Annotated in this window: 20 protein-coding genes; 11 read left to right on the forward strand and 9 right to left on the reverse strand. The window is 53.2% G+C overall.

Going from position 1 to position 25,982, the window contains the following annotated elements:
* Window positions 1–57: 57 nt before the first annotated feature.
* On the reverse strand, window positions 58–1,584 hold the full coding sequence (locus tag ACFR81_RS00700; RefSeq protein WP_343875934.1) for a protein adenylyltransferase SelO: 1,527 nt from the start codon (window positions 1,582–1,584) through the stop codon (window positions 58–60).
* Complete coding sequence (locus ACFR81_RS00705; protein WP_343875936.1) at window positions 1,581–2,060, reverse strand: SRPBCC family protein; 480 nt, start codon at window positions 2,058–2,060, stop codon at window positions 1,581–1,583. The genes ACFR81_RS00700 and ACFR81_RS00705 overlap by 4 nt, the downstream gene beginning before the upstream one ends.
* Window positions 2,061–2,152: 92 nt before the next feature.
* On the opposite strand from ACFR81_RS00705, the gene ACFR81_RS00710 reads away from it, so the two are divergent.
* The 5 genes from ACFR81_RS00710 (at window position 2,153) to ACFR81_RS00730 (ending at window position 7,244) form a co-directional block, all read left to right on the forward strand.
* Window positions 2,153–2,473 (forward strand): putative quinol monooxygenase, encoded by a 321-nt coding sequence (locus ACFR81_RS00710; protein ID WP_068171918.1) that lies wholly within the window; start codon window positions 2,153–2,155, stop codon window positions 2,471–2,473.
* Window positions 2,474–2,843: 370 nt separating this feature from the next.
* A complete protein-coding gene (locus ACFR81_RS00715; RefSeq protein ID WP_190617373.1) occupies window positions 2,844–3,689 on the forward strand; it encodes an NUDIX hydrolase in 846 nt (281 codons plus the stop codon).
* 33 nt (window positions 3,690–3,722) lie between these two features.
* The gene (locus tag ACFR81_RS00720; RefSeq protein WP_068171922.1) at window positions 3,723–4,550 is read left to right on the forward strand and encodes a thermonuclease family protein; all 828 of its coding nucleotides are present in this window, start codon (window positions 3,723–3,725) and stop codon (window positions 4,548–4,550) included.
* 106 nt (window positions 4,551–4,656) lie between these two features.
* The gene (locus ACFR81_RS00725; RefSeq protein ID WP_190617375.1) at window positions 4,657–6,105 is read left to right on the forward strand and encodes an APC family permease; all 1,449 of its coding nucleotides are present in this window, start codon (window positions 4,657–4,659) and stop codon (window positions 6,103–6,105) included.
* 17 nt (window positions 6,106–6,122) lie between these two features.
* Window positions 6,123–7,244, forward strand: coding sequence for an aminotransferase class I/II-fold pyridoxal phosphate-dependent enzyme (locus ACFR81_RS00730; RefSeq protein WP_343875942.1), 1,122 nt, complete (start codon window positions 6,123–6,125; stop codon window positions 7,242–7,244).
* Between the two features lie 152 nt (window positions 7,245–7,396).
* On the opposite strand, the gene ACFR81_RS00735 is transcribed toward ACFR81_RS00730, so the two are convergent.
* The 4 genes from ACFR81_RS00735 to ACFR81_RS00750 form a co-directional block, all read right to left on the reverse strand.
* On the reverse strand, window positions 7,397–8,029 hold the full coding sequence (locus tag ACFR81_RS00735) for a superoxide dismutase (RefSeq protein WP_343875943.1): 633 nt from the start codon (window positions 8,027–8,029) through the stop codon (window positions 7,397–7,399).
* 145 nt (window positions 8,030–8,174) lie between these two features.
* Window positions 8,175–8,522, reverse strand: coding sequence for a hypothetical protein (locus ACFR81_RS00740; RefSeq protein ID WP_343875945.1), 348 nt, complete (start codon window positions 8,520–8,522; stop codon window positions 8,175–8,177).
* Between the two features lie 585 nt (window positions 8,523–9,107).
* Window positions 9,108–9,536, reverse strand: a complete 429-nt coding sequence (locus ACFR81_RS00745; RefSeq protein WP_343875947.1) for a DoxX family protein — start codon at window positions 9,534–9,536, stop codon at window positions 9,108–9,110.
* Window positions 9,537–9,660: 124 nt separating this feature from the next.
* A complete protein-coding gene (locus ACFR81_RS00750) occupies window positions 9,661–10,179 on the reverse strand; it encodes a MarR family transcriptional regulator (protein ID WP_145177232.1) in 519 nt (172 codons plus the stop codon).
* Between the two features lie 253 nt (window positions 10,180–10,432).
* Between ACFR81_RS00750 and nhaA (ACFR81_RS00755) the strand changes: the two genes are divergently transcribed.
* Window positions 10,433–11,785 (forward strand): Na+/H+ antiporter NhaA, encoded by a 1,353-nt coding sequence (gene nhaA / locus ACFR81_RS00755; RefSeq protein ID WP_343875950.1) that lies wholly within the window; start codon window positions 10,433–10,435, stop codon window positions 11,783–11,785.
* Window positions 11,786–11,961: 176 nt separating this feature from the next.
* Window positions 11,962–13,320, forward strand: a complete 1,359-nt coding sequence (nhaA, locus tag ACFR81_RS00760) for a Na+/H+ antiporter NhaA (RefSeq protein WP_343875952.1) — start codon at window positions 11,962–11,964, stop codon at window positions 13,318–13,320.
* A gap of 89 nt (window positions 13,321–13,409) precedes the next feature.
* Here the strand turns inward: nhaA (ACFR81_RS00760) and ACFR81_RS00765 are convergent, their stop codons facing one another.
* Both ACFR81_RS00765 and lysX read right to left on the reverse strand, forming a co-directional pair.
* Window positions 13,410–14,135 (reverse strand): hypothetical protein, encoded by a 726-nt coding sequence (locus ACFR81_RS00765; protein ID WP_343875954.1) that lies wholly within the window; start codon window positions 14,133–14,135, stop codon window positions 13,410–13,412.
* Window positions 14,136–14,137: 2 nt separating this feature from the next.
* On the reverse strand, window positions 14,138–17,500 hold the full coding sequence (lysX, locus tag ACFR81_RS00770; protein WP_343875956.1) for a bifunctional lysylphosphatidylglycerol synthetase/lysine--tRNA ligase LysX: 3,363 nt from the start codon (window positions 17,498–17,500) through the stop codon (window positions 14,138–14,140).
* Between the two features lie 156 nt (window positions 17,501–17,656).
* Here lysX and ACFR81_RS00775 point away from each other — a divergent pair, with 156 nt between their 5' ends.
* On the forward strand, window positions 17,657–18,829 hold the full coding sequence (locus ACFR81_RS00775; protein WP_343875958.1) for an alpha/beta hydrolase: 1,173 nt from the start codon (window positions 17,657–17,659) through the stop codon (window positions 18,827–18,829).
* 380 nt (window positions 18,830–19,209) lie between these two features.
* Here the strand turns inward: ACFR81_RS00775 and ACFR81_RS00780 are convergent, their stop codons facing one another.
* The gene (locus ACFR81_RS00780; protein WP_343875960.1) at window positions 19,210–20,868 is read right to left on the reverse strand and encodes a GH25 family lysozyme; all 1,659 of its coding nucleotides are present in this window, start codon (window positions 20,866–20,868) and stop codon (window positions 19,210–19,212) included.
* A gap of 328 nt (window positions 20,869–21,196) precedes the next feature.
* Here ACFR81_RS00780 and ACFR81_RS00785 point away from each other — a divergent pair, with 328 nt between their 5' ends.
* From ACFR81_RS00785 to ACFR81_RS00795, 3 genes are all read left to right on the forward strand, one after another.
* Window positions 21,197–23,734 (forward strand): S-layer homology domain-containing protein, encoded by a 2,538-nt coding sequence (locus tag ACFR81_RS00785; protein ID WP_343875962.1) that lies wholly within the window; start codon window positions 21,197–21,199, stop codon window positions 23,732–23,734.
* A 150-nt stretch (window positions 23,735–23,884) separates the two neighbouring features.
* Complete coding sequence (locus tag ACFR81_RS00790) at window positions 23,885–25,348, forward strand: TIGR01777 family oxidoreductase (protein WP_190617383.1); 1,464 nt, start codon at window positions 23,885–23,887, stop codon at window positions 25,346–25,348.
* Between the two features lie 18 nt (window positions 25,349–25,366).
* A complete protein-coding gene (locus tag ACFR81_RS00795; RefSeq protein WP_343875965.1) occupies window positions 25,367–25,900 on the forward strand; it encodes a PLD nuclease N-terminal domain-containing protein in 534 nt (177 codons plus the stop codon).
* The last annotated feature ends 82 nt before the right edge of the window (window positions 25,901–25,982 follow it).

A 25,982-nucleotide genomic window follows, 5' to 3' on the forward strand; every position in this document is an offset into this window, starting at 1 on the left:
TAACTATACACATTCCATCAGCCTTCTTCCTATTTCAGCACCCCACCTGGGCAGTCCCTAGGTGCCGCAGAAGCTGGTGAAGAATCGTGAATTATCAGGAGCGGTCTCTAAATCCTCTAGTCCATCCCGCCGCGTCATGGGCTGTCGTAGCGCATCTAACAACCTCTCCACGGGCTCACTATTCCCCTTCTCCACCTCCCGCAAAGCCGTATCAACCCTCATATTCCGCGGAATATAAAGGGGATTAGCACCTTCCATCAGACTCCGAGAAACTGCCTCAGCGGTACCCGTGACCCCGCGAAATTCCATTAACTCGCTCAGCCAATCCATCAGCTCCTCTGCTGAGTCCTCCCCACTCAACAAGGAAATCTGCTCAGGCGTATGCGTAAGGGTGTAGAAAAATTCAGTGAAATCTAAAGAATGCTTTTCCAGCAGCGTGAGCGTTTGACCGATAAAAGTTTTCAGCTGCTCCCGATGGGCAGTAGAAATATTCTCAACCGAAACACCCAGTTTTGCCGCAAAAATTTGCACCCAACGCTCCTGAAAGCGTTCGTCGAAAGCGGCCAGCACGGCAGTGGCGTCATCGACGGCGTCGTTGGGGTTCTCTGCCATTAAATCGAGAAGACTCTCGGCAAAGCGCGCCAGGTTCCACTGTGTAATGCCCGGCTGATTGCCGAACGCGTAGCGGCCCTGCCGGTCAATCGAGCTAAAGACGGCATTCATACGGAATTCGTCGACGAAAGCGCAAGGACCGAAGTCGATGGACTCGCCAGAAACCAAGACGTTATCGGTATTGAGCACACCATGAATGAAACCCAATCCCATCCACTGCGCCACCAAATCTGCCTGCTTTTCAGCGACCGCCTGAAGGAGCTTCAGAGCAGAGGAGCTTTCTTCCAAAGCATGTTCCTGCGTTTTCAGGTGCGGAAAATGACGCTCCAGCGCATAGTCAACCAGCCGTTTGCGCTGGTCAATGGGCATATTCATCTGTGCGTACTGAAAAGTCCCTACCCTAATATGGCTCGATGCCACCCGCACCACAATTGCCGCTGGCTCAGGTAGCGGACTACGCCGGCGGACCGTCTCACCTGTTTCAATGACCGCCAGTGCTCGCGAAGTAGGCACGTTCATTGCGGCAAAAAATTCCCCAATGATAACCTCGCGCCAGACCGCTGACAGCGGTGCTTTACCATCTGAACCGGGGCGGGAGAAAGGAGTTCGCCCGCTTCCCTTCAGGTGCAAATCGACCCGGTGAGAAAGAATATCGGGCGTATGCGCATCCGCCACCGGCAACTCGCCAATCAGGTGGGCGCGCCCGTCGCCCAATACCGGCGAAAGGTGGCCAAACTGGAAACCCGAGTAGGCAAGCGCATAAGAAGAACCAGCATCCTCGCCAGGTTCCGCTTCTTTTTGCCCAGTAAGCCATTTCAGGCCCTCGGCGCTTGCCAGCCATTCGGCGTTAAGTCCGAGGTCTTGAGCCAGTGGTTCGTTCACCCAGCTCACGCGCGATTCTGCAGGAATATCAGGGTGGGCTTGGACGGCGAGGTCGGGAAAGGTTCCGGCGTAGGTCTGTTCTAGTTTCATGCGAAAATACGGTGCAAGTTTGCTAGGGAGAGCGCAATGTTTTTGCGGTTCATACGGAAGCCACCATCCCAGTGATAAATCTTGTAGATGGGAATCCCTGCTATCACAGAACCGCGAGCGTCGAAGGTTTCGCGAACGGTTACGGTGCCGTCATGGTTATCAGTAATATCCCAAGACCAAGTGTGCTTGCCGGGGTGCGTCCAGGTCACACCGGAGTTTTTCTCGGCGCGGGTAACTTTCATGGGCAAGGTGTAGGGGATTCCCAGAACCATGTTTTGGCTGAAGGTATCGCCCTCAGCAAATTCGCCGTCGCTACCTTTATTGAGCCCGCGAATGGTAGTGCCACCGTCCAGCTCGGCATGGCGGGCAGGGTTGGCAACGAGCGCGTAAACATCCTCAGCAGACGCGCGAAGAGTGGTTTCTGCGGCAATGACGTTCGGGTCAATATCCACAAATTTGATAAGAGGCTGATTCATATATTCGAGTCTATACGGGTTGTGTTGACCGGCGCTGAGATTCGTGCCCACAATAGAGGAACGATATAAGGTCAAAAGATAAGGATAATTTCGTGATTTTTATTGTTGTGAAGTACCAGGTTAAACCTAGTGAAACCGAGAATTTCTTGGATGCCACGCGGGCGTTCACCGAAGCTACTCGCGCAGAGCCTGGCAATAAGTGGTTTGAGTGGTCACGCTCGGTTGAGGATCCCAACGAGTTTGTTTTGGTAGAGGCTTTTGCCGACGACGCTGGTGAGGCGCACGTCAATTCTGAGCATTTCGCTAAGGGTTTGGAGGCGATGCGCCCCTTGCTGGCTGAGACTCCCAAGATTATTTCGCGTCAGATTGATGGCGATGACTGGGATGAGATGGGCGAGTTAAAGATCAATTAAGCGCGGAGCGTCTCAATAATCTTCAACTCGCCCGCAGGGATGAGGGAACAGATTCCGAGCGTGCGAGGAAATAAATCTGTTTCCGAATCGGCGAAGCCGGGGTTAAAGATCAATTAGGCGCGGAGCGCAATCCTTAAAACACAGTCAAAGTGGCGTTCTGGGGTGCATTTTTACACCTCAGAACGCCACTTTGCCTGTGCCTTACCCAGCAGCTCGACGACGTCGTCGGGCATCGCATCAAAAAACTGGCTAGTTTTGCCCCGCATTTACGCCCCGCGCTCCCCCGCATTGCACACACGGTGAAATTCACCTTTATTCATTACAATGGTTCCTGTAATCATCTGTTCGGCTTTATCGGAGAGTAAATTTTATGACTGGTCCAGACAATCTTTCTCAGAGCCCCACGGTTAACCGCGATGAACACGATGATTCTGAGAACGGTTCGGTAACTCTAGCTGTTTCTACTGTAATTTTGGCGCTCCGCAAAAAGGAGGGCGAATCACAGAGTTCTTTGTGGCTACCGCTGGTGCGCCGCCTGCGTGAACCCTATAAGGGGCAGTGGGCTCTACCTGGTGGTCCTCTTCCGAGCGATCTTTCGCTGGAGCAGGCTGCAGGTTCTACCCTGAAACGCGCCACCGGTCTGGTTCCCGGATATTTAGAGCAGCTTTATGCGTTTGGTGACGTCCTGCGTACCCCCGACCATCATGTGAAGCGCGACGGCGGTCCACTCACTGTGCCCGCTGCAGATGAGGCTCCTGCGAACCGCACGGTTTCGGTGGTGTATTGGGCATCGATTCCTGCAACCGAAGTAAGCCGTACTCGCGTTCACGAAAATATCCGCTGGTTCCCCCTCGACGAGTTGCCCGTGCTAGCTTTCGACCACAACGAAATCATTGAATACGCTAAATACCGCCTGCAGAACAAGGTGGAATATTCACGTATCGCCCACTCTTTCTTAGGTGAAGAATTTACGTTGGCGCAATTGCGCGAGGTGTATGAGGCTATCCTTGAACGCCCTCTTGACCCAGCGAATTTCCGCCGCCAAATTGCTGCATCTAAGTCAATTATTGATACAGGTAGGCGTGTTGAAGGCACCCGCCACCGCCCGCCGCGTCTTTACCGCTACGATCATTCTCAAGCGTTCTCTGATCAGGGTCCGCTGGGTATGTATCGGGCAGCTGAACATGCCAAGGCTGAGGGTTCTAAAACCCAATAGTATTTCCCTTTCACTTCCCCCGAAGGATTCTTCATGAAGGTTTCCCCTCTTCTCGTTGCGCTAGGTGTTTCGGCCGTTGCGCTGACCGGTTGTTCGTCTGCGCAGGAGTCGTCGGCCCCTGTTTCCTCTCAGGCAAAGAGCCACTATCAGGACGGACAGAAAGCAACCGTAAAGTCGGTTGATACCGGTAATACAGTTACCGTTGAGATTGACGGCAAGTCCGAGCAGGTGCGTCTCTTGAACGTAGTCGCGCCGTCGGAGAATAATAACGTTCTTTCGGGGTCTTGCATGGTGCAAGAATCTAAGGATTTTTTGGCGTCTAAGCTTCCTGTCGGACAGGAAGTTACGCTGAATTTTGACGACGCTCAGGTGGGTACCTCTGGCTTCCTCGATGCCGCGGTACTGGTAGGCGAAGATCTCGTCAATGCTGAGGTAACTGGCGCTGGTATGGCAGCGACTACTTTCGCTACGCAGAAGGATGAGTTCTATCCGAAGGTGTCTGAGGCGCAGCAGCAAGCGGCGAAAGATGGCAAGGGGATTTACTCCACTGATACGGAGTGCACCGTTCCTCATGCGTTGAAGGACGCCATCGATCAGGTGAAGTCCGCTGGAGATAAGTCTAATGAGGACGAGCGCAAGGTGGTCTACCAAAAAGCCTCTGCCCTGTATAATTCGCTCGATGAATCAGAGTCCGCTCCTGCCAGTTATCTCGGCTCGATTGTGACTCTAGATGCTGTACAGAAGCAGATGGAAGATTTGCGTACCGCTCTAGGTGACAATTACTACGATGAGACAGGGCTTTCTCAGGCGGAGAAGCAATCCGCATCAGCTAGCGCAACGGCGCGCCCTGGCAGCAACTAGTCTGCCGATAGGTGCATAACAAGACGGCACGAGTTACAACCCCACGCTGTATATAATCGCGTGGTATTGTATATCTATTCTTGTTATTCCGCCCAAGGAGTTTGCGTTGGCAACTATCGCGCAACGGCTACTGAGCCGTAAATCCATCAGTGAAGATATTGGCATTGACGATGCTCACGGCAAACCCGGCTTAGTACGCAATATCGGCTTGCCCCAGCTAGTCTCCTTGGGCGTGGGCGCAACTATCGGTACCGGTATTTTCTTTATTCTTTCCGAGACCGTTCCCATGGCAGGGCCTGCCACCATTGTCTCGTTCATTATTGCCGGGGTTGTGGCTGGTTTGACTGCTCTATGTTACGCAGAAATGGCAGGAGCGGTGCCGGTTGCGGGATCATCCTATTCCTATGCGTATGCAACCATGGGCGAAGGTGTAGCTGTTCTAATTGGTGCCTGCCTCCTACTGGAGTACGGTGTTTCCGCCGCGGCAGTTGCCGTTGGCTGGTCCCAGTACATCAATGAACTGTGCAGTAATCTCTTCGGATTTGTTCTGCCCGAGGCGCTCTCGTATGCGCCTGAAGAAGGCGGCATTATCAACTTACCCGCCGTCGTCTTGGTGCTGGGTTGTGGGCTTTTGCTCTCTCGCGGTGCGCGCGAATCGACCACCGCAAACGCCATTATGGTAGGTATCAAGCTTGTAGTGTTGCTTCTGTTTATTGCGATTGGTATTCAGGGCTGGAACTCTGACCATTTTGCTGGTTTCTGGGACGCCGGTGCACAGGGGATTCTGGGTGCGGCAGGCGTTGTGTTCTTTACCTTTGTCGGTTTGGATGCCGTCTCCACCGCAGGTGCTGAAGCTAAGAATCCACGCCGCAACATGCCGCTGGCGATTATTCTCTCGCTGATTATTGTGACTACTTTCTACGTGGCAGTAGCTATTGTGGCTATCGCCGCGCAACCCACTGAGGCGTTTGAGGGTCAAGAAGCTGGTTTAGCACAGATCATGACCGATATTACCGGTTCAACGATTTTCTCGACGGTACTCTCAGCAGGCGCTGTTATCTCCATTATTTCGGTTACTTTGGTAGTAATTTACGGTCAGACCCGAATCCTCTACTCCATGTCTAATGACGGTCTGATTCCACCCGTCTTCCAGAAAGTCAATCCTCAATCAAACACGCCGGTCATCAATACGTGGATTGTATCCGTGGTGGTAGCTGTTCTTGCGGGTGTTATTCCCATCAACTTCCTGGCTGAGATGACTTCCATCGGCACCCTGCTCGCCTTCTTGGTTGTTTCTATTGGCGTGATGATTCTGCGCCGCACTCACCCGAACCTGCCTCGCTCTTTCAAGGTGCCCCTCTACCCCGTCATTCCAATCCTTTCAGTTTTGGGCTGTGTAGTGATTATTAGCCGTCTGCAGATAGTGACTCTGGTTGTCTGCGCCATCTGGATTGCCGTCGCCTTTGTCTACTACGCCTTCTACGGCTTCAAGCACTCTAAGCTCGGTCAATTGATTGACCAGGGTGTGGATACTACCTCGAATACAGTCGTCTAAGTTTTCAAGGATTCATCATGCAGATAGCTCCCTTTGGGGTTGAGTTGTGGCTCAACGAATTTGAAGATTCCGCTCGGTTGAATCTCGCTGAAACTTCTATTTCGGCGCTGTCACTGCGGGAGTTTTTTGAACTCACCGGTTTGGGAGATTCTGCTTTGGACGAGCTTCTAGACGCGCGGTTGAGTTACGGGGCGATTCCCGGTAGCGAGCGCATCCGCACGGCAATTTCGGGGCTGTACGAAAATGTAACCCCCGACCTGGTGACGTTAGCACATGGCACTATTGGCGCTAATCATCTGGCACATTTAGTGCTGACCGACGCCGGGGATCACGTGATTTCATTCAGCCCTTCGTACGATCAGCATGCAGCGATTGCCGAGTCCATTGGCGCTGAGGTAACGGTTCTACCGCTGCTTCCAGAGAACGGTTACTTGCCGAATCTGCAGGAGTTGCGGGAGGCCGTCCGCCCCTCCACCAAGCTCATCTGCCTCACTAACCCCAACAACCCCACCGGCACACTGATGGACGCCGCCATGATGGCGGAGGTCGTAGGTATTGCCCGCTCGGTAGACGCTTACATTCTCTGCGATGAGGTCTATCGCGGGGTAGAAGCCCCCGGTGTGGAGCCTGTCCCCTCTGTGGCAGATTTGTATGAAAAGGGCATCGCTACCAGCGGACTTTCTAAAGCCTTTTCGCTACCCGGCCTGCGCGTAGGTTGGGCTGTGATCCCCAAAAATTTGAAAGCACAGTTTGCCGATCAACGCGACTACTCAATTATTTCGGTAGGCGTTTTGGATGATTTACTGGGCGCGCTAGCTATCGAACATCACGAAGTGCTCTTAGAACGCTCTCGCAGCATCCTCAACCGCAACCGCGCCGTCGTCGAGCAGTGGTTAGAGAACGAACCGCGAGCAAGCTGGGTGAAACCCGACGCCGGGTCAGCGGCTTTGTTGAAGATTGAGGCGCCGGTGGACGACCGTACGTTTGCTATCGGACTGTTGGAACAAACTGGGGTGCTGTTAACTCCCGGTTCTGCCTTTGGAGTACCCGAACACTACCGCCTGGGTTACACCTGCTCGGAAGAAACTCTACGCGAGGGGCTGGCGGAAATTAGTGGTTACCTGGATCAGCTCGGCTAACGAACCAGTACCCGCTGACCGGCGTAGTGTGTTTTGACCAGATACTCGTGGTCAAAACACACTACGCCGGTCAGAACTCATAAGACTCAACAAAAAATCCCCGCCCCTCTTAATCAATGAGAGGGGCGGGGATTCTTGCTATGCGCTCAGGCTTATGCATCAGAAATAATCAGACCCTTGGTCTGTGAGGTTGCGCGTGCAAAGCGCTCCTGAACATCTGCCCAGTTGACGATGTTCCAGAAAGCCTTGACGTAATCGCCCTTAACGTTCTGGTAATCCAGGTAGAAAGCGTGCTCCCACATATCCAGCTGCAGAACGGGAATCAGACCAACGGAGATGTTGCCCTGCTGATCGTAAAGCTGCTCGATAACGAGGCGCTTACCAACGGTGTCCCATGCGAGGATTGCCCAGCCGGAACCCTGGATGGTGGTTGCTACGTTGGTGAAGTGCTCACGGAAGCCATCGAATGAACCGAAGAATTCGTCGATTGCTGCTGCGAGTTCACCGGTAGGCTTGTCGCCGCCCTCAGGTGAAAGGTTGGTCCAGAAAACCGAGTGGTTGGTGTGGCCACCGAGGTTAAATGCAAGGTCCTTGGAGAGCTTGCCGATGTTTGCGAAGTCGCCCTTTTCGCGAGCTTCTTCCATCTTCTCGATAGCGGTGTTAGCGCCTGCAACGTAGGTTGCGTGGTGCTTGTCGTGGTGCAGTTCCATGATGCGAGCCGAAATGTGGGGCTCTAGAGCTGCGTAATCGTAAGGAAGATCAGGAAGTACGTACTTCTCAGCCATGAGGAGTTACCTTTCTATAGCGGAAAACTTTCATTACTAAGTTTACGCATCATCGTGAGAGTTGTCGCCTTTTCGTAACAAACTTTCACTTGCCGCTAAGGTTTGGGCAACCTCCTCATAAACTTCTCCCAGTTCTCTCCGACGGCTACCCTGCCTCTTCAGATGTGAGGTAGTTTCTTAGTTTTTCTCGACGCCGGTTAGCAAGAATTTGCGCGAGGGCGGGGAGGATTAGAACCAGTAGGGCGGTTTCCACCACCAGAGTTCCAGAAAATACAAAGATTTGGGCGCCAGGGCCTAAGACCCGATAGAAGAGGTGCATCGTGCCTTTGGAAAAGAGGTGAAGCGGAATAACGAAGGAGGAGATGAAAGTGCCTAAGAACCAGCTGGGCACAAACATCAGAATTGCCCAGCGCAGTTGCATGAACCAACGTTTGCGGTTTTCCCAGCACCAGCGCGCCGTGCGGAGCCGGTAGGGCGAGATACCATCTTCCACCAAGGGTTTTTCTACCCCTTAAGTGGATTAAGTGCAGAAAGTTATCCACAGGCGGTGGATAACTCTGTGGGAAAATCGAACACTTTGAATTTAAGGTAAACAAGACGTCTCAAAAGAGCGACTTTTCCGGGATTTTTTCTTCAAAGTATTAGTTGGGACACCAAATATATGTTCGATAATGACACATGTGTAAGTTTTCCACGCTGTGCATAACTTCTGTGGATAAGCCTGAAAATATCCTCAGAACCGCTTATTCTCGCGGTTTTTCAATTGGCTTCCCCACAGATAGTTTTCGTTTTCCCCACTTTAAGTGGATATTGTTCACAGAGTTATCCACAGGTGTGGATAATAAACACCGTACGCGCCTCGGCACCCCTGCGCACGTTTTCCGATTCTCCTCATCGGGGTGAAAAATTTCCCTAGAAACCGGGATTTTAGGTTTTTTCCACCGTACCCTGTCCTCAAAAACCTTAACCCTGCTTCCGAGATAATCACACCTGTGTAAGTTTTCCACGCTGTGTATAACTTCTGTGGATAACAAAAATCGCCCGCATCCTGAGGATACGGGCGATTGAAAAAGGGGATTTATGCGCGTACAGCTTTTCTGCGACCGAATAGTGCGTCTACCGCGTATGCACCAGGCCCAGTCAGAGCTAACGCAAGAGCACAAGCGCCGAGCAGCAATACGAATTCAAAGCCGCCATTTGCCACAAAAAAACCAGCAGATCCATGTACGAGAGCAATCGCACCCAGCATATCCAGCGCAAAGAGGATGCCGACGATGCGGGTAGCAGCACCAATAATCAACAGGACGCCGCCGATAAGTTCGAGCCACATGATGACCGGTGCCATGAGCTCGGGGGCGGGCACGCCCATCTGAGTGAATGACTCAGTGGTTCCAGCAAGAGTCCACTCATTGAGTTTTTGCCAGCCGTGCATGAAAAAAGTTACGCCTAGAACAACGCGCAAGATAAGAAGTCCGAGGGATATTGAGGAGTTATTTCGTTGAGTCATATCTTCATTTCATCAACAAATTCCTTTACGTGTCAACTAATTTTAAGGTGCACTATACCACCTCACGCAAAACGCCCTTGGTGAAAGAATCTCCACCAAGGGCACTCTGACCAGTAAAAATGGGTTAGTCAATAATAGTTGAGTTGCTCAGATTGATGACCTCAGAAGGCTTTGCACCCAGCACCGATTCGCCAATTCGTGCAAGCTGTTTAATCTGACGCAAACCCAGATGAGAGAAAACCTGCTTGCGCACTTCCTGCACATGCCCAGGCGCAGCTTCTGCTACCTTTTTCAGCCCCTCTTCTTTGAGGTGACAAATAGATACCCGCCGATCCTTGGAATACACAGAACGTTCCACGAAGCCGTCCTTTTCCAAACGGCTCACCACCCGCGAAAGGCGCGGAAGAAGAGTGCTGGTCTGGCGAGCCAGCTCGGTCATGGTCAATGCGTGTTTAGGAGATTCAGAAAGCATGGCGAGAACCATATATTCAACAAAACTTAAGTCAGAATCGCGCTGAAGCTGATTTTCCAACTGACCAGGCAAGCTGAAGAACACGCTCGTCAGAAAGAGCCAACCCTCACGCTCTTCCTCACTCAACCAGGGAAAATCTTCATGTTCCTGTGTTGGGTTCTCTGCGCTCATAGGTCGCTCCGTTTCAATTTTTGTTGATATGTAAATAGTTTTTGCCCCTTTAATCTTAGAACTATCACGGTGGGATAAGGAACTTTTGTGAGCAAAAGATAAGCGACGACAGGCGATTTCTTGAATATGGTAGTCTAACTCACTGGTGTGCAGGGAAGTCTGGTCTGCCTACTCCGCTTTCTGCATGCGGCTTCAAAGCTTGAAACCGCTAGTCAGAACCGGGTAGTCGTTATTTTCTCAACCCCGGAGCGCTATGCATACGAATACCACCCTTTCACGCGGAACACATCGCGAAACCACCCGAATCACCGAAATCTTACGCAAAGAATCAGTAGGCGGCTTCGTGCTACTGGGGGCAACTGTTCTTGCTCTCATCCTCGCCAACTCACCTGCCCGAGATTTCTATTTCACACTTCGAGATACTCATATTGGTCAGGATATCGGCGAATTTCATCTTAACCTTTCCTTAGCCCATTGGGCAGCGGATGGTCTTCTCGCAGTCTTCTTCTTTCTCGCTGGGTTAGAACTCAAAAAAGAATTCGTCGTCGGCGACTTACGCAATCCCGGCAGAGCCCTTGTGCCTGTGGTAGCAGCTGCTGGCGGAGTAGCTATCCCTGCGCTCATCTATACGCTCATTAATCTCAACTCCAGCTCCGAAGCACTGGGCGGATGGGCAATCCCTGCAGCTACGGACATCGCTTTCGCCGTGGCTGTGCTGGCTGTTATTGGTACGCATCTTCCTGCAGCTCTTCGCACCTTCTTACTCACCTTGGCAGTGGTAGACGACCTCATCGCTATCATTATCATCGCCATTTTCTACTCCTCAGATATCAAATTCAACTACCTTCTTTGGGCAATAGTTCCCATCATTATTTATGCCCTCATTGCCCGGTTCGGCGAACGCCTACTCCATCTGAAGCCTGCATCATCTTGGCTAATCTTAATGCCCATTGGATTTGTTGTTTGGGCTCTTTTCTTGAACTCTGGCGTTCACGCCACAATTGCCGGTGTGGTCCTAGCTTTCTTCATTCCTGTGCGCATGAATAAGCGCACTGAACAAGCAGGTGCAGAAGCAGGCCTCGCGGAGGTGATGGAACATCGGGTTCGCCCCATTTCTGCAGGGTTCTGCGTGCCCGTATTTGCCTTTTTCTCTGCAGGTGTAGCTATCGGCGGATGGAGTGGGTTCACCGAAGCTTTGAATCAGCCCATTGCTATCGGCATTATTGTGGCCTTGGTGGGCGGAAAAATGCTTGGCATCACCGGTTCAACCTGGCTCATCACGCGTATACGACGCGTCAACCTTGATTCAGATATCAAATGGATTGATGTGCTCGGTCTTGCCGCTCTGGGCGGTATCGGCTTTACTGTTTCACTCCTCATCGCAGAGTTATCTTTTGGTGAGGGCTCTGATTACAACGATTACGCAAAGATAGCCATTCTCTCAGCCTCTGTTCTTGCGGCCTTGCTCGGTTCGCTCATCCTGGGTTCGCGCAACCGGCACTATAAGAAGATTGAGCAGAAAGAAAACCTAGATGATAACCAGGACGGCATCCCGGATGTCTTTAGTGATGACTCGTCGAATGTTTCTTCACGCATAGCCCCCTAAATTGAGCTACCTCTAAGAAAATGCCGTGCGGTGTCCAGCGTCTGACACTTATTTCGTCTTCAATGTTGCTCTTCTGTTGCGTTTAGTAGAGTGGAAACCAAGAAAAACACTAAGTAGTGCTCCTTTACAGCGGAAGTACTCATAAACCAACGCAGCAGAAGGGTGTACGCACGCATATGTCTAGCTCCCCAGCTTCTCCTCAACCCCCAAACAGCACGCTATCGCGCGGAAGTTACGCTGAATCAACCCGTATCTCAGAGATATTACGCAAAGAGTCGCTGGGCGGTTTTGTTCTGCTGGGCGCGACTATTCTGGCAATCGTCTTCTCCAATACTCCTGCCCGAGACCTATATTTTGGAGTGCGCGATTTTGAGCTAGGTTTCAACGTACCCTTCTTCCACCACCTCATGATGACCGTGAGCCAGTGGGCGGCAGATGGTTTGCTCGTAGTTTTCTTCTTCCTCACCGGTCTGGAACTAAAAAAAGAATTCGTGATTGGCGACCTCAGGAACCCCGGGCGCGCCATCGTTCCTATCGCCGCAGCGTTTGGCGGCGCGGCTCTTCCTGCAATCATCTACTTTGCAATCAATGCTTCCCAACCTGAGGCTGTTCACGGGTGGGCAATTCCTGCAGCTACCGATATTGCCTTCGCCGTAGCTGTTATTACCGCCGTCGGATCCCATGTCCCCGCCGCTCTACGGACGTTCTTGCTGACCTTGGCAGTGGTAGATGACCTTATCGCGATTTTCATCATCGCAATTTTCTACACCAACAGCTTCAAGCCCTGGTACCTGATTGCGGCCATCGTTCCAATTTTGCTTTACATCTGGTTCGCCTATAAAAAGGAAAAGCTCTTCCACGAAAAGCCCTGGACGGCGTGGGCGATTCTCCTCCCCCTCGGCCTCATCACCTGGACGCTCTTCCTCGAATCCGGTATTCACGCGACCATCTCGGGCGTCGTCCTAGGCTTCTGCGTTCCGGTGAAATACACCCAGCAAGCACGCAAGGCAGACGCCTGGGCGGGGCTGGCGGAAGTTCTTGAGCACCGTCTGCGCCCGCTTTCCACGCTCATTTGTGTACCAATTTTTGCGTTCTTCTCAGCCGGTGTTTACATCGGTGGATGGAACGGGCTCAGCACCGCGCTGACCGACTCTGTTGCATTAGGCATTATGTTTGGCCTGGTATTCGGCAAAACTATTGGTATTACGCTCACCACGTGGCTAGTTACCCGCTTGCGCAACGCAAACTTGGACCCCGACATCAAGTGGGTCGACGTCATCAGTATGGCAGTGACCGCCGGTATCGGCTTTACCGTTTCGCTGCTGGTTGCCGAACTGTCCTTTGAAACCGGTTCCCACCATACGGAGAACGCCAAGGTCGGCATTCTCGTGGGATCCGTGACGGCGGCAGTAGTGGGTGGCTTCCTGCTTTCCCTGCGCAATAAGCATTACAAGAATGTGGAGTTGCGCGAGAGCTTAGATGAGAATGCCGACGGCGTTCCCGACGTCTTCTCCGACGATTCAGGACGTCGGTAAACCCATAAATCCCGACCGAGTGACCGTCTGAGCTCGTTTTGACCACATGTACATGGTCAAAACACGCTCAGGCGGTCATTCGTTTCTCCCTAGACATGCAAGAACGGGAGAAGAGCAAAGCGAGTAGCGGGAAACAGAATCACGTCCAGAAGGAACGCCCCTCCCAACGCCACGCACAGCACCGGCAACACATACCGTAGCGCCGCCCCGAACCGCTCGCGCACGAAAGCCAGCGCCTTAGAGAAGAGCGCTTCTTTCCCTGCAATCAGTGCAATCACAAAGAATGTGAGCGGGAACTGGGAAAGAAGAGACCACAGCACAAGCCCCACGCATTGAGCCCATAAAGGCTGTGACGCCGACGCCGCCACGAAAGCGGCAAACGGTACGTCGGTGGTCACCACCAGAATGAAAATTAGCGCGAAGACAACCAGCCCTGAGGCACTACGGTTTTTAGCAGGTTTCTCAGTTTCGCTGTTCGTTCCACGGCGCAATTGATACAAACGAAAGAGTCCGTAGCCCAGCAACCCCAGTCCGATAATTAACTTGCCCAGTAGCGTCCACACGCCGGCGTTAAGAATGGCGTGAAAAATCTGGTGCCAGGGCAATCGGGCAATAAAATCCCCAAAAACTAGACTCAGAAAAAGTCCCCACGCGGTAACGCCCAGCAGAATAAGCAAACTGAAACCAAGCACCGTGCGTCGTCCCGAACGATTCCCGTTTTTAGCGAGAAAGTAAAGCGCCACGAACAGTGGAGCGGGGTCAAAGCCCGCTAGCCCTAGGGGAAAAACGAGCGAGAAGTAGCGCGCTAAATCCATGCTTAGCGCACCGCAGGTTTAACGAACGGGAAGCTCAGCACGCCGCGAATCTGGGTTCCGGTCATCAGCATGACCAGACGATCCACGCCGATTCCCAAACCGCCTGTGGGAGGTAATCCGGTTTCTAGTGCGTAGAGGAAGTCCTCATCAATTTCCATTGCCTCGGGGTCGCCCGCTGCGGCCTTGAGGGATTGTTCGGTGAGGCGACGTCGCTGTTCCAACGCATCCGCCATTTCTGAGTAAGCGGTACCCAGCTCCATACCGTTAATGACTAGGTCCCACCGCTCAGCGAGTCCCTCCTCCGACCGATGCGGGCCAGCGAGCGGGGAGGTTTCCACGGGGAAATCCTTGTAGAAAGTGGGGAAGATGGTATTCGCTTCTACCAGTTCGCCGTAGAGTTCTTCGATGATGGCGCCAGCTCCCATGTCGTCCCGAACATAGATTTCGTTTTCGCGTGCTAGCTTCAACAGCACCTCAAAATCGGTATCGAGGGAGATTTCCATTCCAACCGCCTCGCTGAGAGCACCGCACACGGTTTTCACCGGCCAGGGACCCGAGACGTCGGTAAGAACGCGCTCATCAGCGCCCTTCTCCCCCAGTGGCAACGATTCGGTGCCGAAGACCGAGCGGGCAGCGTTTTTGATGAGCGATTCGGTAATTTCGCGCATCCCGTTGTAATCGGAGAACGGTTTATACGCCTCCAACACGGTGAATTCGGGGTTGTGGGTGGCGTCGGCGCCCTCGTTGCGGAAGTCTCGCCCCAACTCGTAGACCGCGCCCATGTCGCCTACAACCAGGCGCTTGAGATATAGCTCGGGGGCTATACGTAGGTAAAGTTCGGCACCGTAGGCATTGATGAAGGTCTTGAAGGGGCGTGCGGAAGCCCCACCGTGGATTGAGTTCAAGATAGGGGTTTCAACCTCGGTAAAGGCTTCTCCGTCCAGAGTCGCACGAATCGAGGTAATGATTGACGTGCGCATCTTCAAGAACTCCCGTTGTTGCGGGTTCACAATGAGGTCTGTGGAACGACGGCGCAAGCGCGCTTCAGGGTCTTTGAAGTTTTCGAAGGGGATGGCGTGCAAGGACTTCGCGCCCATAAACCAGCTAGATGCCAAGAGGGAGGCGGTTCCGTTTTTAGAACGTCCCAACACACCTTCGAAGACCAGGATGTCGCCCGTATCCGCGTTGTGGCGTAACAAGTCAAGATCGGCACCGGAGGCTTCAAATCGCTCTCTCTCACACACCACCTGCACGGTGGTAGCGCCGTCGATGAGCTCCACAAAAACGACCGAACCGAAGGAGCGGATAGCGCGAGCGCGTCCAGCCACCGATAGCCGTTCTCTTGTAGATGCACCACTTACTGCAGCGTTCTCAAACGTGGCTATCTTTTCTGCCAACTGCGCGGGGGTGAGCTGAGTAGAAATGCCTAGTGGGTAGGGGTTCATCCCCGCCTCGCGGAGCTGTTTCATGTGGCGGATGCGGTGCTTGCTTTGATCGGTGAAGCGGTGTTCTACCGGTGCCGGCGCCACCGTATGCCGTTCGACTTCGAGCGCTTGTTTGAGCTGTTCGTCGGTGAGGCTACCGCCGGTGGATGTTTTGCGGCTGAGCCATTCGGGCAGGAATCCTTCTGCAATTCCCGAAGCAATCGCTACCGAAGGCAGGGTCACAATCGACTCGGCAGCGAGGTATCGAGGTTGCCAGAAGGGATCAAATTTCTGGTTGAAGCGGTAAAGGCGTTCAAGTTGGAGGTAGCGGTCGAGAAATCCAAGGGTGGAGGACGCCGCGCGCGTCCAGGGGCTTGCACCAAAGTGGTCGGCCTCTACGAAGGTTTTACGGAACATAGCGAAGTTGAGGGAAACTTCTTTGATACCGACTTCGCTCGCCTGTTCCATGAGCTGGGCAACCATGAATTCCACAACCCCATTGGGGGCTTGGGGTGAACGGCGCATGATGTCTAGTGAGATGCCGCGGCGTCCCCAGGGCACAAAAGAGAGGATACCGACGATCGTCCCCTGAGGGTCATGAGCTGTCACCAGGGTGCTTCTGCCATCGGCAGGGTCGCCCAAGCGGTTCAGCGCCATCGAGAATCCGCGTTCGGTTTCACCGTGTCGCCAGGAGTCAATGTCTGCGATAATTTCTTGCATCCGTTCGGCAGAGAGGTTGCAATGCTGCTGGATTCGCACGCTGTAGCCTTCTGCTTCGAGGCGGCGAGCTGCCTGGCGGACGTCGGTCAGCGAGGTGTTGTTGAGGGAGAAACGATCGGGGTAAAGGATTGCTTCATCGCCCATATAGGTAATGGATAGCCCTGCGGCGGCGTAGGCTTTGGCGCCTTCTTCGCTCACACTCATGGCGCCGAGGTTCCAGCCGTAGGTGCGGGCATACTGGGTGAAGTTGGCGATGGCTGATGCCCAGGACGACGGCGCACCCACCGGGTCACCCGATGCAAGGCACACCGAGCGGATGAGTCGGTAGGTTACCGCTGCTTTGCGGTCATCGGAGAAAACGATGAGCTTGTCGCGGCGGGTTGCGAAGTAAGAAAGCGAGTCATTAGCGCCGTAGGCGTGTACCAGCTCGCGCAGTTCCAGCTCGGTTTCGGGCGTCCATACGTTTTTCTCCGGCGGATTGCGCAGAACCATCAAAATAAAGAGAAGAACGCACGCGGCGTAGCTGAGTTCCATCATCTCTTGAAAAATTTTGCTGAGAAAGTACTGTTCCGGGTGGTGGCCCGGGAGGTGTAGCCCTATCCCGGAAAGCAAATAGTCAAGAGCGTTTCGCCAAGCGTCTCCGGATCCGTGGCTTGCCTGAATGTTCCCAAAGACTCCAGCGAGAAGTATGGTAACACCCAAGCCAGTGAGCGTTACTACGATAGCGCCTGACCAGTTTCTTCGCCCTAGCCGAGCAGGGAAGGCGTGGCGGGCGTGGAACAGGAAGAAGATGGAGACAATACCCACCACGATAGAGAGAATATCAAGGATGGGGTTGTAAGAATGAAGTAACGTTTTGAGTATATTTTCGGAGGAAAACACCTTGGCTACTAAAGGTATACTCGCCAAGACTCCTAAGATTTCGAAAGTTACTACGGCGTTCAGTGCAGCTCTGCGACGTTTCACCAGGTTTACGGTAATAAGAGCCATTACAATCACCGAGACCAAAGACCGGCTGACCGGCACGTTGAGGTAGGTAAACGTGAGCTCCCACCAGGTAGACGAACGCCCTCGGTGAAGCGGGGAGAGAATCCAAGACATCAGAGTCAGAGCAGTTCCAAAAGAATAAATGCCGATGACCCAGCGGGCTATTATTTCGTCACTCTCTTTGAAGCGACTCCATCGTGATGATGCATATGATGTGGAGCGTTTAGCGTGCATAGTTTCTCTCTATAATTTCCCAGTGAGTTCAGCAATACTTCCCGACGATGAGAGTGTCTGCTGATACTTTGGTTGCGCTTTGGGGGCAAGCTAGTACCTGTATAAATAAAATACCCTTATTTGCTAAATAAAACACTTGGTGAAAGTGAGCCGCACGTGCAACCTACAGATTCTCTGTTCATCTGGCTGGTGGTTGCTGTCACCGCCCTGGTTCTCATTGGCACCATTGTGGGCGTTCCGCGGTTGTGGAAGAGGGGCTGGACTAAGTACGTGGTGCAGGGTGTCTCGGTTATCTTGACGGCCCTGCTGTTGTTGCTTACCGCCGTCGTCATCCTTAACAAAGAGAACAGCTGGTATCCCTCCTGGGGTTCCCTAACCGGCAATCCGGCGGATGAGACGGTTGTCCAGAAAGAATTTGGTGCCAGCCCCGAGAGCAAGGCAACCGCGCATACTCATTCCGCAGTGTTGCATCAGCCCAGCGAACTTCAGGCAGATATTCACAACAATCCTGTGCTTGGCGCGCACATCCCCGCCGATACTTCGCAGGGGGCTTACATCCCTTTCACCCTCGATGGGCAGGTTAGCGGCGAAACCTACAACGTGTTGGTGTGGCTTCCGGCATCCTATTTCCAGGATAAGAACCGTTTTTTCCCGGTCATTATGGCATTCCCCGGCTACCCGGGTAGCCCGCAAACCTACGTGAGCGATCTGCAGATGGGCCAGCGAATCAACGACGCCGTTGCGGCAGGAGACATGCAGGACGCCGTGGTGGTTATTCCCGACGTCATGCCCGGCACTACGGATACCGAGTGCGTTGACGGCACGCAGGACGGCAAAAATTCCCCTGCCCACCACACAGAAACCTTTATTGCTCAGGATTTAGTGGGGTGGATTCAGCAGAATCTGCGCACTATTGATGAGCCAGGGGCTTGGGCAACCAGCGGATATTCGGCAGGTGGGTGGTGCTCTTCTATGATTGCGGTGCGCCACCCTGATATTTTTGGCGCTTCGCTTAACCAGTCGGGCTATTTCGCCCCGATTTACTCCAATGGTCAGCAGTGGAATGACCAAAACGATTCCCGCTATTTATTAGCGGAACGGGTCAAAGAGGATAAGCCGAATGTGAATATCTACTTCTTCGCCAGCGACGACGACCCGCTAGCAATGGACGATTTGCCGGGGTTCGTCGCGGCAGTTACCCCGCCGACTTCGGTGGTAGTGGAAACTATTAGGACCGGCGGGCATCGTGCTGATGTGTGGAAGATTGGAATTGATTTAGGTTTGAAACATTTGGGTCAAGATCTCAAATATTTCGCTCCCCTGACATAGAGAGGATTATTTTCTTCTAAAACTATCCACCCATAAGTAGAACGGTTTTATAGCCTGCTGATTAGTCTATATTTTTTAGACTCTAAAGAATCACTCTCTTTTTCGGCGCCATCCGACCACTAACCGGTTTTCTTCACTTTGTTTTACATGATACTTACTCTAGTATTTGTGATATAGATAACACTCTTTCTACCCACCGTTTTTAGAGAAATTTAGGAATCCCTTATGAAAATCACACTCACCTCACCCCGCTTTCTCGCCGTGCCCGCTTAGGATATAGCTTTCTTAATTGCTCAAAAAAATACACAGTTCCGGCAAAAATACAATCTTTAGCATGTATTTTTACCGGAACTGTGTATTTTTTAGTTCTCGTTTAGGCTTTATGCAATACGCGAGTAACGGTAAATGAATGCCGCCATTGCTGCTCGACTAATCGCGTCTTCTGCCCGGAAAGTGCCGTCGGACCAGCCAGTAGTAATCTGATTTGATGCCAACCAGCTAATTTCCTTGTAGAACGGGTGCGAGGTGGGAACGTCCTTGAAGGCAGAACGTGCCGGAGGAGCGTAAGAAGGTGAACCTGCTAAACGATAGAGGAAAGCGCCCATAGCGGCACGGCTGATGTTCTCATCGGGACGGAAGGTGCCGTCATCCCAGCCGGTGGTGATACCGGTTGCCGCTAGCCAGCTAATTTCCTTATAGAACGGGTGCGAGGTGGGAACGTCCTTGAATCGAGACTTTGCCGGAGGAGTATATGCAGGTGAACCCGACAGACGGTAGAGGAAGGCAGCCATCGCCGCACGGCTATTGCTCTCGTCAGGTCGGTAAGTGCGATCAGCCCAGCCAGTAGAGATGCCGGCATTAGCTAACCACGTGATTTCCCTATAGAACGGGTGAGAGGTAGGGACGTCGCGGAAAGTCATGGTTGCGGTAGCAGGCGCGCCCTTGGGTTTATAGGTGGGCACTGTGACAAAGTTCCGAAGGTCGCTCAAAGTTCCGTTGAAAACATTGGAGTCGCCACTAAAGGGGCCGTCATCTGTGTATTGCCAGATGTCATAGTTAGTCCAGCCGCTGGGCATCGCGCCGGGGGTCGAACTGTAGCTAGCCAGGTGTAGAGGTAGGTAGTTGAAGAGGGTGGAATTGCCGGTGCAGGTATTCCACCAGTTCGCGGTGGAATACACAGCTGGGTAACGCCCCGTAATACGGCGGTATTCATCAACGAAAGATTGAATCCATGCACGCATTTGAGCTGGCGAGAGGTCGTAGCACATATTACCCAGCTGAGAATAAGGGTTGTACTCAATATCGAGCAGACCGGGCAAGGTGCGCCCGTCAGCACTCCACCCGCCGCCGTTAGCGATAAAGTAGCGCGCCTGCTCTGCGCCGGTGGATTCGAGAGTAGGAATAGCAAAGTGGTAGCCACCGCGCATCATTCCGGCCTCTGTGGAACCTACATACTGGTTAGAGAAGGACGGCGAGGCGTAGCTATCACCTTCGGTCGCTTTAATATAGGCGAATCGTGCACCTTTAGAGTACTCGCCATCCCAGTCGACGATAGGTTGCCAGCCGGAGACGTCCATACCCAACACGCCAGAGCCGGTGGGGCTGATGGCTACTGCGGCGGCGCCGGAGGTCACTTTTTCCTTCGACTGCTCGGTGGCGTCGGACAGTGCAGAGTCAAACTCGCGAGCGCTCACTGCAACATCCTTTCCGTCCTGAGCAGCTTTAATCTCTTGCTGCGCCTCTTTGAGAGAAGCCTCAGAAAGATTAGCAGTTTGAGACATTTTTTTGAGACCTTGACCCATCGTAGCGCCCGGGTTGCCATCGCCGGTGACGGGCGGAGCCGCCTCGAGCTGGGCAGGTTTCAGGACGTCGGATTCAGGGAGTGCTTCTTGCACCTGGCTAGTTTCTGAACCATTAGTCAGTGTGGATAAGTCTTGGGTTGTCGCTGGAGCAGCCTGCGCGGGAATGCTGGTAGCAAGCAGGGCGAACGCTACAGAGAGAGCTGTTGAACGGATAGCTATGCGGGGGATATTGAACATAAATCTTTTCACAGTATGGGGAAGGGGAATGGGGAGTTTTGAGGAAGAAACCATGGGGTTAATCGCGCAAATTACTTGCCGACGAAATGATTGTCGGTTCTTCCGCCTACAAATATAACCATGTTTGAGGGCAAAAATTAAGAGGTTTTTCGGTTTTAAAGCGAGAAAGAATAATGACTTTTCACTCATTTACTCATATCAAAAGGTCTTTCCTTTTTGGGTTCCGCGGATTCTCAGGAATATTTGTGAGCCGTTCATTTCAGATTCACTCTCACCGGCTACTCTGTGAAGTGGAATAAAACACACATTTCATCCTAAGGATTCAACCGTGACTTCTCGCTTGAACCGCGCCGGTGCTGCTGGCGCACTTTCCCTGGCCCTCGTCGTCATCCCCCTCACCTGCTTGCCCGCACAGGCAGCAGACGGAACGCGTGAGCTACAACTGCTGAATATCAATGACTTTCACGGTCGCATCAGCATGGATATTGGGCTCGGGTTAGCTAACACCGTTCAGCAGCAGCGCGCCGAAAACTCCAATTCAGTGTTGCTTTCGGCAGGCGACAACGTCTCCGCTTCGCTCTACGTCTCTAGCGTGCAGGACGACGAACCCACCATCTCCTACCTCAACGCTCTGGGCTTGAAGGCGAGCGCCGCGGGAAACCATGAGTTTGACAAAGGTCTGGCTGATTTGCAGAACCGTATTTCTCAGTCTGCAGATTTTCCCATTTTGGGCGCTAACGTTACCGATAAAGCAACCGGCAAACCAGCTCTAGAACCTTTTACGATTGTGACCAGCCCTGACGGCACAAAAATCGGCGTCATTGGAACCGTAACCACCGAAACTCCGCAACTCACCGACCCTTCAGCCCTTGCCAGCGTGAACTTCGGGGACACCGTAGCAGCAACTAACAAGTATGCAGACCAGCTCTCTGATGGTAACGAGGCTAACGGCGAAGCGGACGTCATTGTGGCGGAATACCACCAGGGTGTAGATGTTTCCAATCTGAATGATCCGATTGTTGCCAACACTTCGCCGAAGGTAGACGCGATCTTCACCGGTCACACTCACCAGGAATACGTGATGGATGCACCGGTTCCCGGTAAGGCAGGTAAAACTCGTCCCGTTATTCAGACCGGCAATTATGGCGATAACCTGGGTGATGTCACCCTCTCCCTTGATTCTCAGAACAACGTTGTGGGTTATACCAGTACTCTACATAAGCGCGCGGTATCCCCTACTCCGGAGGAAATTGCTGCCGATCCGGTACTGACCCAGACGAACAAAATCCTTACCGATGCTAACGCTTACGCCGCTGAGAAGGGCAACGAAAAGGTTGCCACTCTAAAAGATAAAATCACTACCGGTTGGGATCCCGCTAAAGCCGCTAACCGCGGTGGTTTTGACCAGCGCGACCGCGAATCTACGATGGGTCACTTAGTAGCGGATATGTACCTGGCGGCGGCGAATTCGACCGGCCGCACCCCCGCCGATATCGGCATTGTGAACCCCGGCGGTTTGCGCGATGAATTCCCCAACGGCCTGCGTACTTCACTCTCTACTGCTGTAGGAGATTTGAAGGTTGCCGACGCCGTCGCGGTGACTCCCTTTGCCAATAACTTGTGGACGACCGAGCTCACCGGCGCTCAGCTCAAGCAGGTTCTCGAGGAACAGTGGCAGCAGGATGCCGCCGGCAACATGGCGGCGCGCCCCTACTTGCAGCTTGGTTTGTCTAAGAACGTTACATACACCTATTCAGGTACTGCAGATGCTGCTGGCTACGCTCAGCGTGGCAATCATATTCAGCAGATTTTTGTGGATGGTAAGGAAGTTCAGGATTCTGATACTTTCACCGTTGCCGTTCCTTCTTTCTTGCTTGGTGGTGGCGATAATTTCACCACACTGTCCAAGGGCATCAATGCTAAAGACACCGCGCTGGTTGATTCCGACGCTTTTGTGAATTACTTGCGCGAGCAGGGCACTGTTTCGGCTCGTTATGAGAAGCAGGGCGTACGCGTGGAGAACGTTGCGAAATCCTACGACCTGGCAGGAAAACTTACTTTCGACGTCTCTAATCTTGCGACTCAGAGCTACGGTGTGCCTGCGCTTTCCTCGCTTGATGTAGCTGTGGACGGCGTAAAAATCGGCACTGTACCGGTACAGGACGGCGCCGCTAAGATAGATCTCTCGTTAGCTGGACACAAATTTTCTGCAGGTCAGCACGAAGTTACCCTCACCGACCCCACCGGCGTAGTGGGTACCCAGGTGCGTACTACCGTTGAGCTGGCAGGTACTTCTGCTTCTGAATTTAGCGACGTCACCCCCGATTACCAGTTCTATAATGAGATCACGTGGCTAGCTAACACGGGGATTACTACCGGCTGGGAAGATGGTACGTTCCGCCCCCACGAACAAACCGAGCGTGCCGCTATGGCAGCGTTCTTCTACCGCGCAGCGGGTTCACCGGAATATACTGCTCCGGCAACCTCTAAGTTCACCGATGTAAAACCGGGCGATCCTTTCTATAAAGAGATTTCCTGGCTCGCCGATCAGGGCATCACCACCGGTTGGGACGACGGCACGTTCCGCCCGCACGAGAAGATTCAGCGTGGAGCTATGGCAGCGTTCTTCTACCGTTTTGCAGGCAAGCCCTACTATGTTGCTCCCAGCCATTCGCAGTTCAGCGACCTCACCCCGCAGAGCCCTTTCTATAAGGAGATTAGCTGGATGTACACACGAGGCATTGCAACCGGTTGGGACGACGGCACGTTCCGCCCGGCAGATCCCATTAACCGCGACGCTACCGCTGCATTCTTCTACCGCTATTCCCAGCATGTAGGTACCAACTTTGGCGCAAAAGTAAAGTAAGTAGCCTAAAACTCGCTGGTTGCGCCGTCCGTGAGCCGCCGGATTCGCCCTTATGTAGGGGGAGAGTCCGGCGGTTTATTTTATGTTTTGCTTACTCGTAAGGGTACTGAGTGATACTGTGAAGTAAAATATCCCGATAGGAAAGACCTCATGACCCAGTATTCTCACTTATCAACCGTCAATTTTCCGTTAGAGACAGTGCTTCAGTGGCATCGCCGCCCCGGCGCCCTCACCCGCTTGACGCCTCACTGGGCAGGGTCTGTAGAAAAAGAAGCACAGTCACTAGAACCAGGAAACACCTCGGTGGTGCAAGCAGCAGTACCAGGTACCCGTGGACTTCTCACTCAAAAATGGGTGAGCGAACAGACCGCTCTTTCAGAAGATTCCTTTGCCGATCGCATGGTTTCCGGGCCGTTGAAATCATGGGAACACACCCACGATTTTCTCACCACCTCGAACCAAACCATTATTCGGGACACCGTAGATTTTGAAGCACTCCCCCATGCGCAGAACACCCCGGTCTCTCCCGCGCTCAAGACTCTGCCCCGATCGGTAGCTCACCGTGCGACGTCATTGCTCGGCACCGCGCTCAAGAAGACTGAGCCTTTGGCGCAACGGCGAATCACAAACTTTGTGGAAGCTATGTTCAACGAGCGCAATCGCAGGCTTGAAGCCGATCTTCTCTTCCACGACCGCTATGACTCTGAACCGCAAACCGTGGTGATTTCCGGTGCATCTGGCATGGTGGGCACGCAGGTACGCGCACTTCTCACCGGCGGCGGACACACTGTGCGGACGCTTGTGCGCCAGGAACCTTCTTCGCCCAACGAGTTTGCTTGGGATCCAGACCAGGGCACCATCGATCTCGCGGCGTTCGACGGCGCAGACGCCGTCATTCACCTCGGCGGAGCATCCATTAACACGCGCTTCACCGAAAAGAACAAAAAGAAAATTCTCGAATCCCGTCAAAAATCCACCACTTTACTAGCGGAAACATTGGCAAAGCTGGCTCCGACCGGTGGACCGCGTGCCTTTATCTGTGCTTCAGCTATTGGCTACTACGGCTCATCGCGTGCAGGAGAATTGCTGCGTGAAGAGTCTGCGGCTGGCGACGATTTCCTTGCCGAAGTATGTCAGGTATGGGAAGCCGCCTGCGAGCCAGCGCGTGCCTCCGGAATCCGCGTGGTGAACGTGCGCACCGGCGTCGTCCAAAGTGCTTTGGGTGGAGCCCTGCGGCTACAGCTCCCCCTCTTCCTCACCGGCACCGGGGGCGCAGTGGGTAAGGGCGAAAATATGCAAAGCTGGGTTTCGCTCGATGACATTGCGGGCATCTATGTACACGCCGTGCTCACGGACAGTCTCGAAGGTCCGGTCAACGCCGTCGCCCCCACCCCCGTTACCGCTAAAAAGTTGGCAAAGACCGTGGGGCAAGCGGTACATCGCCCGGTCGTTCTGCCCATTCCCCGCCTGGGGCCTCAACTTCTGCTCAAAAAACAGGGCGCCGATGAACTAGCTCTCGCAGACCAAAATGTGAGCTGTTCCAAGCTCGAACAGAGCGGTTACACGTTCTTCGAAACAGACTTGCTCACCGCTTTACGGCACGAGTTGGGCTAAACCGCTAGGGTAGATGGCATGACTCATGTTGCCGCTACCAACCTGCCGCCGGAGATGCTAAGCTGGGCTATCCTTATCGCCGTTTTTGCATCTTTGGCACTGGCACTTTTCTGCGTTTTTACGATTCACCGCAATCCTTACTTCAATGAGCTGCAGAAAATTGGGTGGCTACTGCTGGCGCTAGGACTACCTATTTTTGGCCCCATAGCGTGGTTTTCGCGAGCGCACCATGAGAAAAAGGTGCGTTCCAATCCGGAGAAGTACGGAGTGCAGGAGACTCCTTCGGTATCTGATTATGCGGCTAAGCTCGTGCCCGTTCACGGCGATAAATCCTCGGACTCTTTTAGCACATACACCGCTAGTTCCGGTGCCTCCCAGAGTGGTTCTGTATCTGCCGGGGTTGCATCTCTTACAGGGTCGCAGACGCGCGGAAAGACCACCCGTTTTGCCCCCAGCAGCGACTTCGCGCAGCAGACAGAGACGGCGGATTCGGCATCCAACCCTCACCTTTCTGAGGGCGAGGACGGCGGACCGCGCGTCCTACGGTTTTAGTTGCTCAAACCGTTTGTACCAGCTAACTCACCAGGTACCAGCTAAATGACCAGTACGGTGCTATCTAACTGGTACAAACCCG

This window comes from Rothia amarae (assembly GCF_042677725.1).
GTDB classification, from domain to species: Bacteria; Actinomycetota; Actinomycetes; order Actinomycetales; family Micrococcaceae; genus Rothia; species Rothia amarae.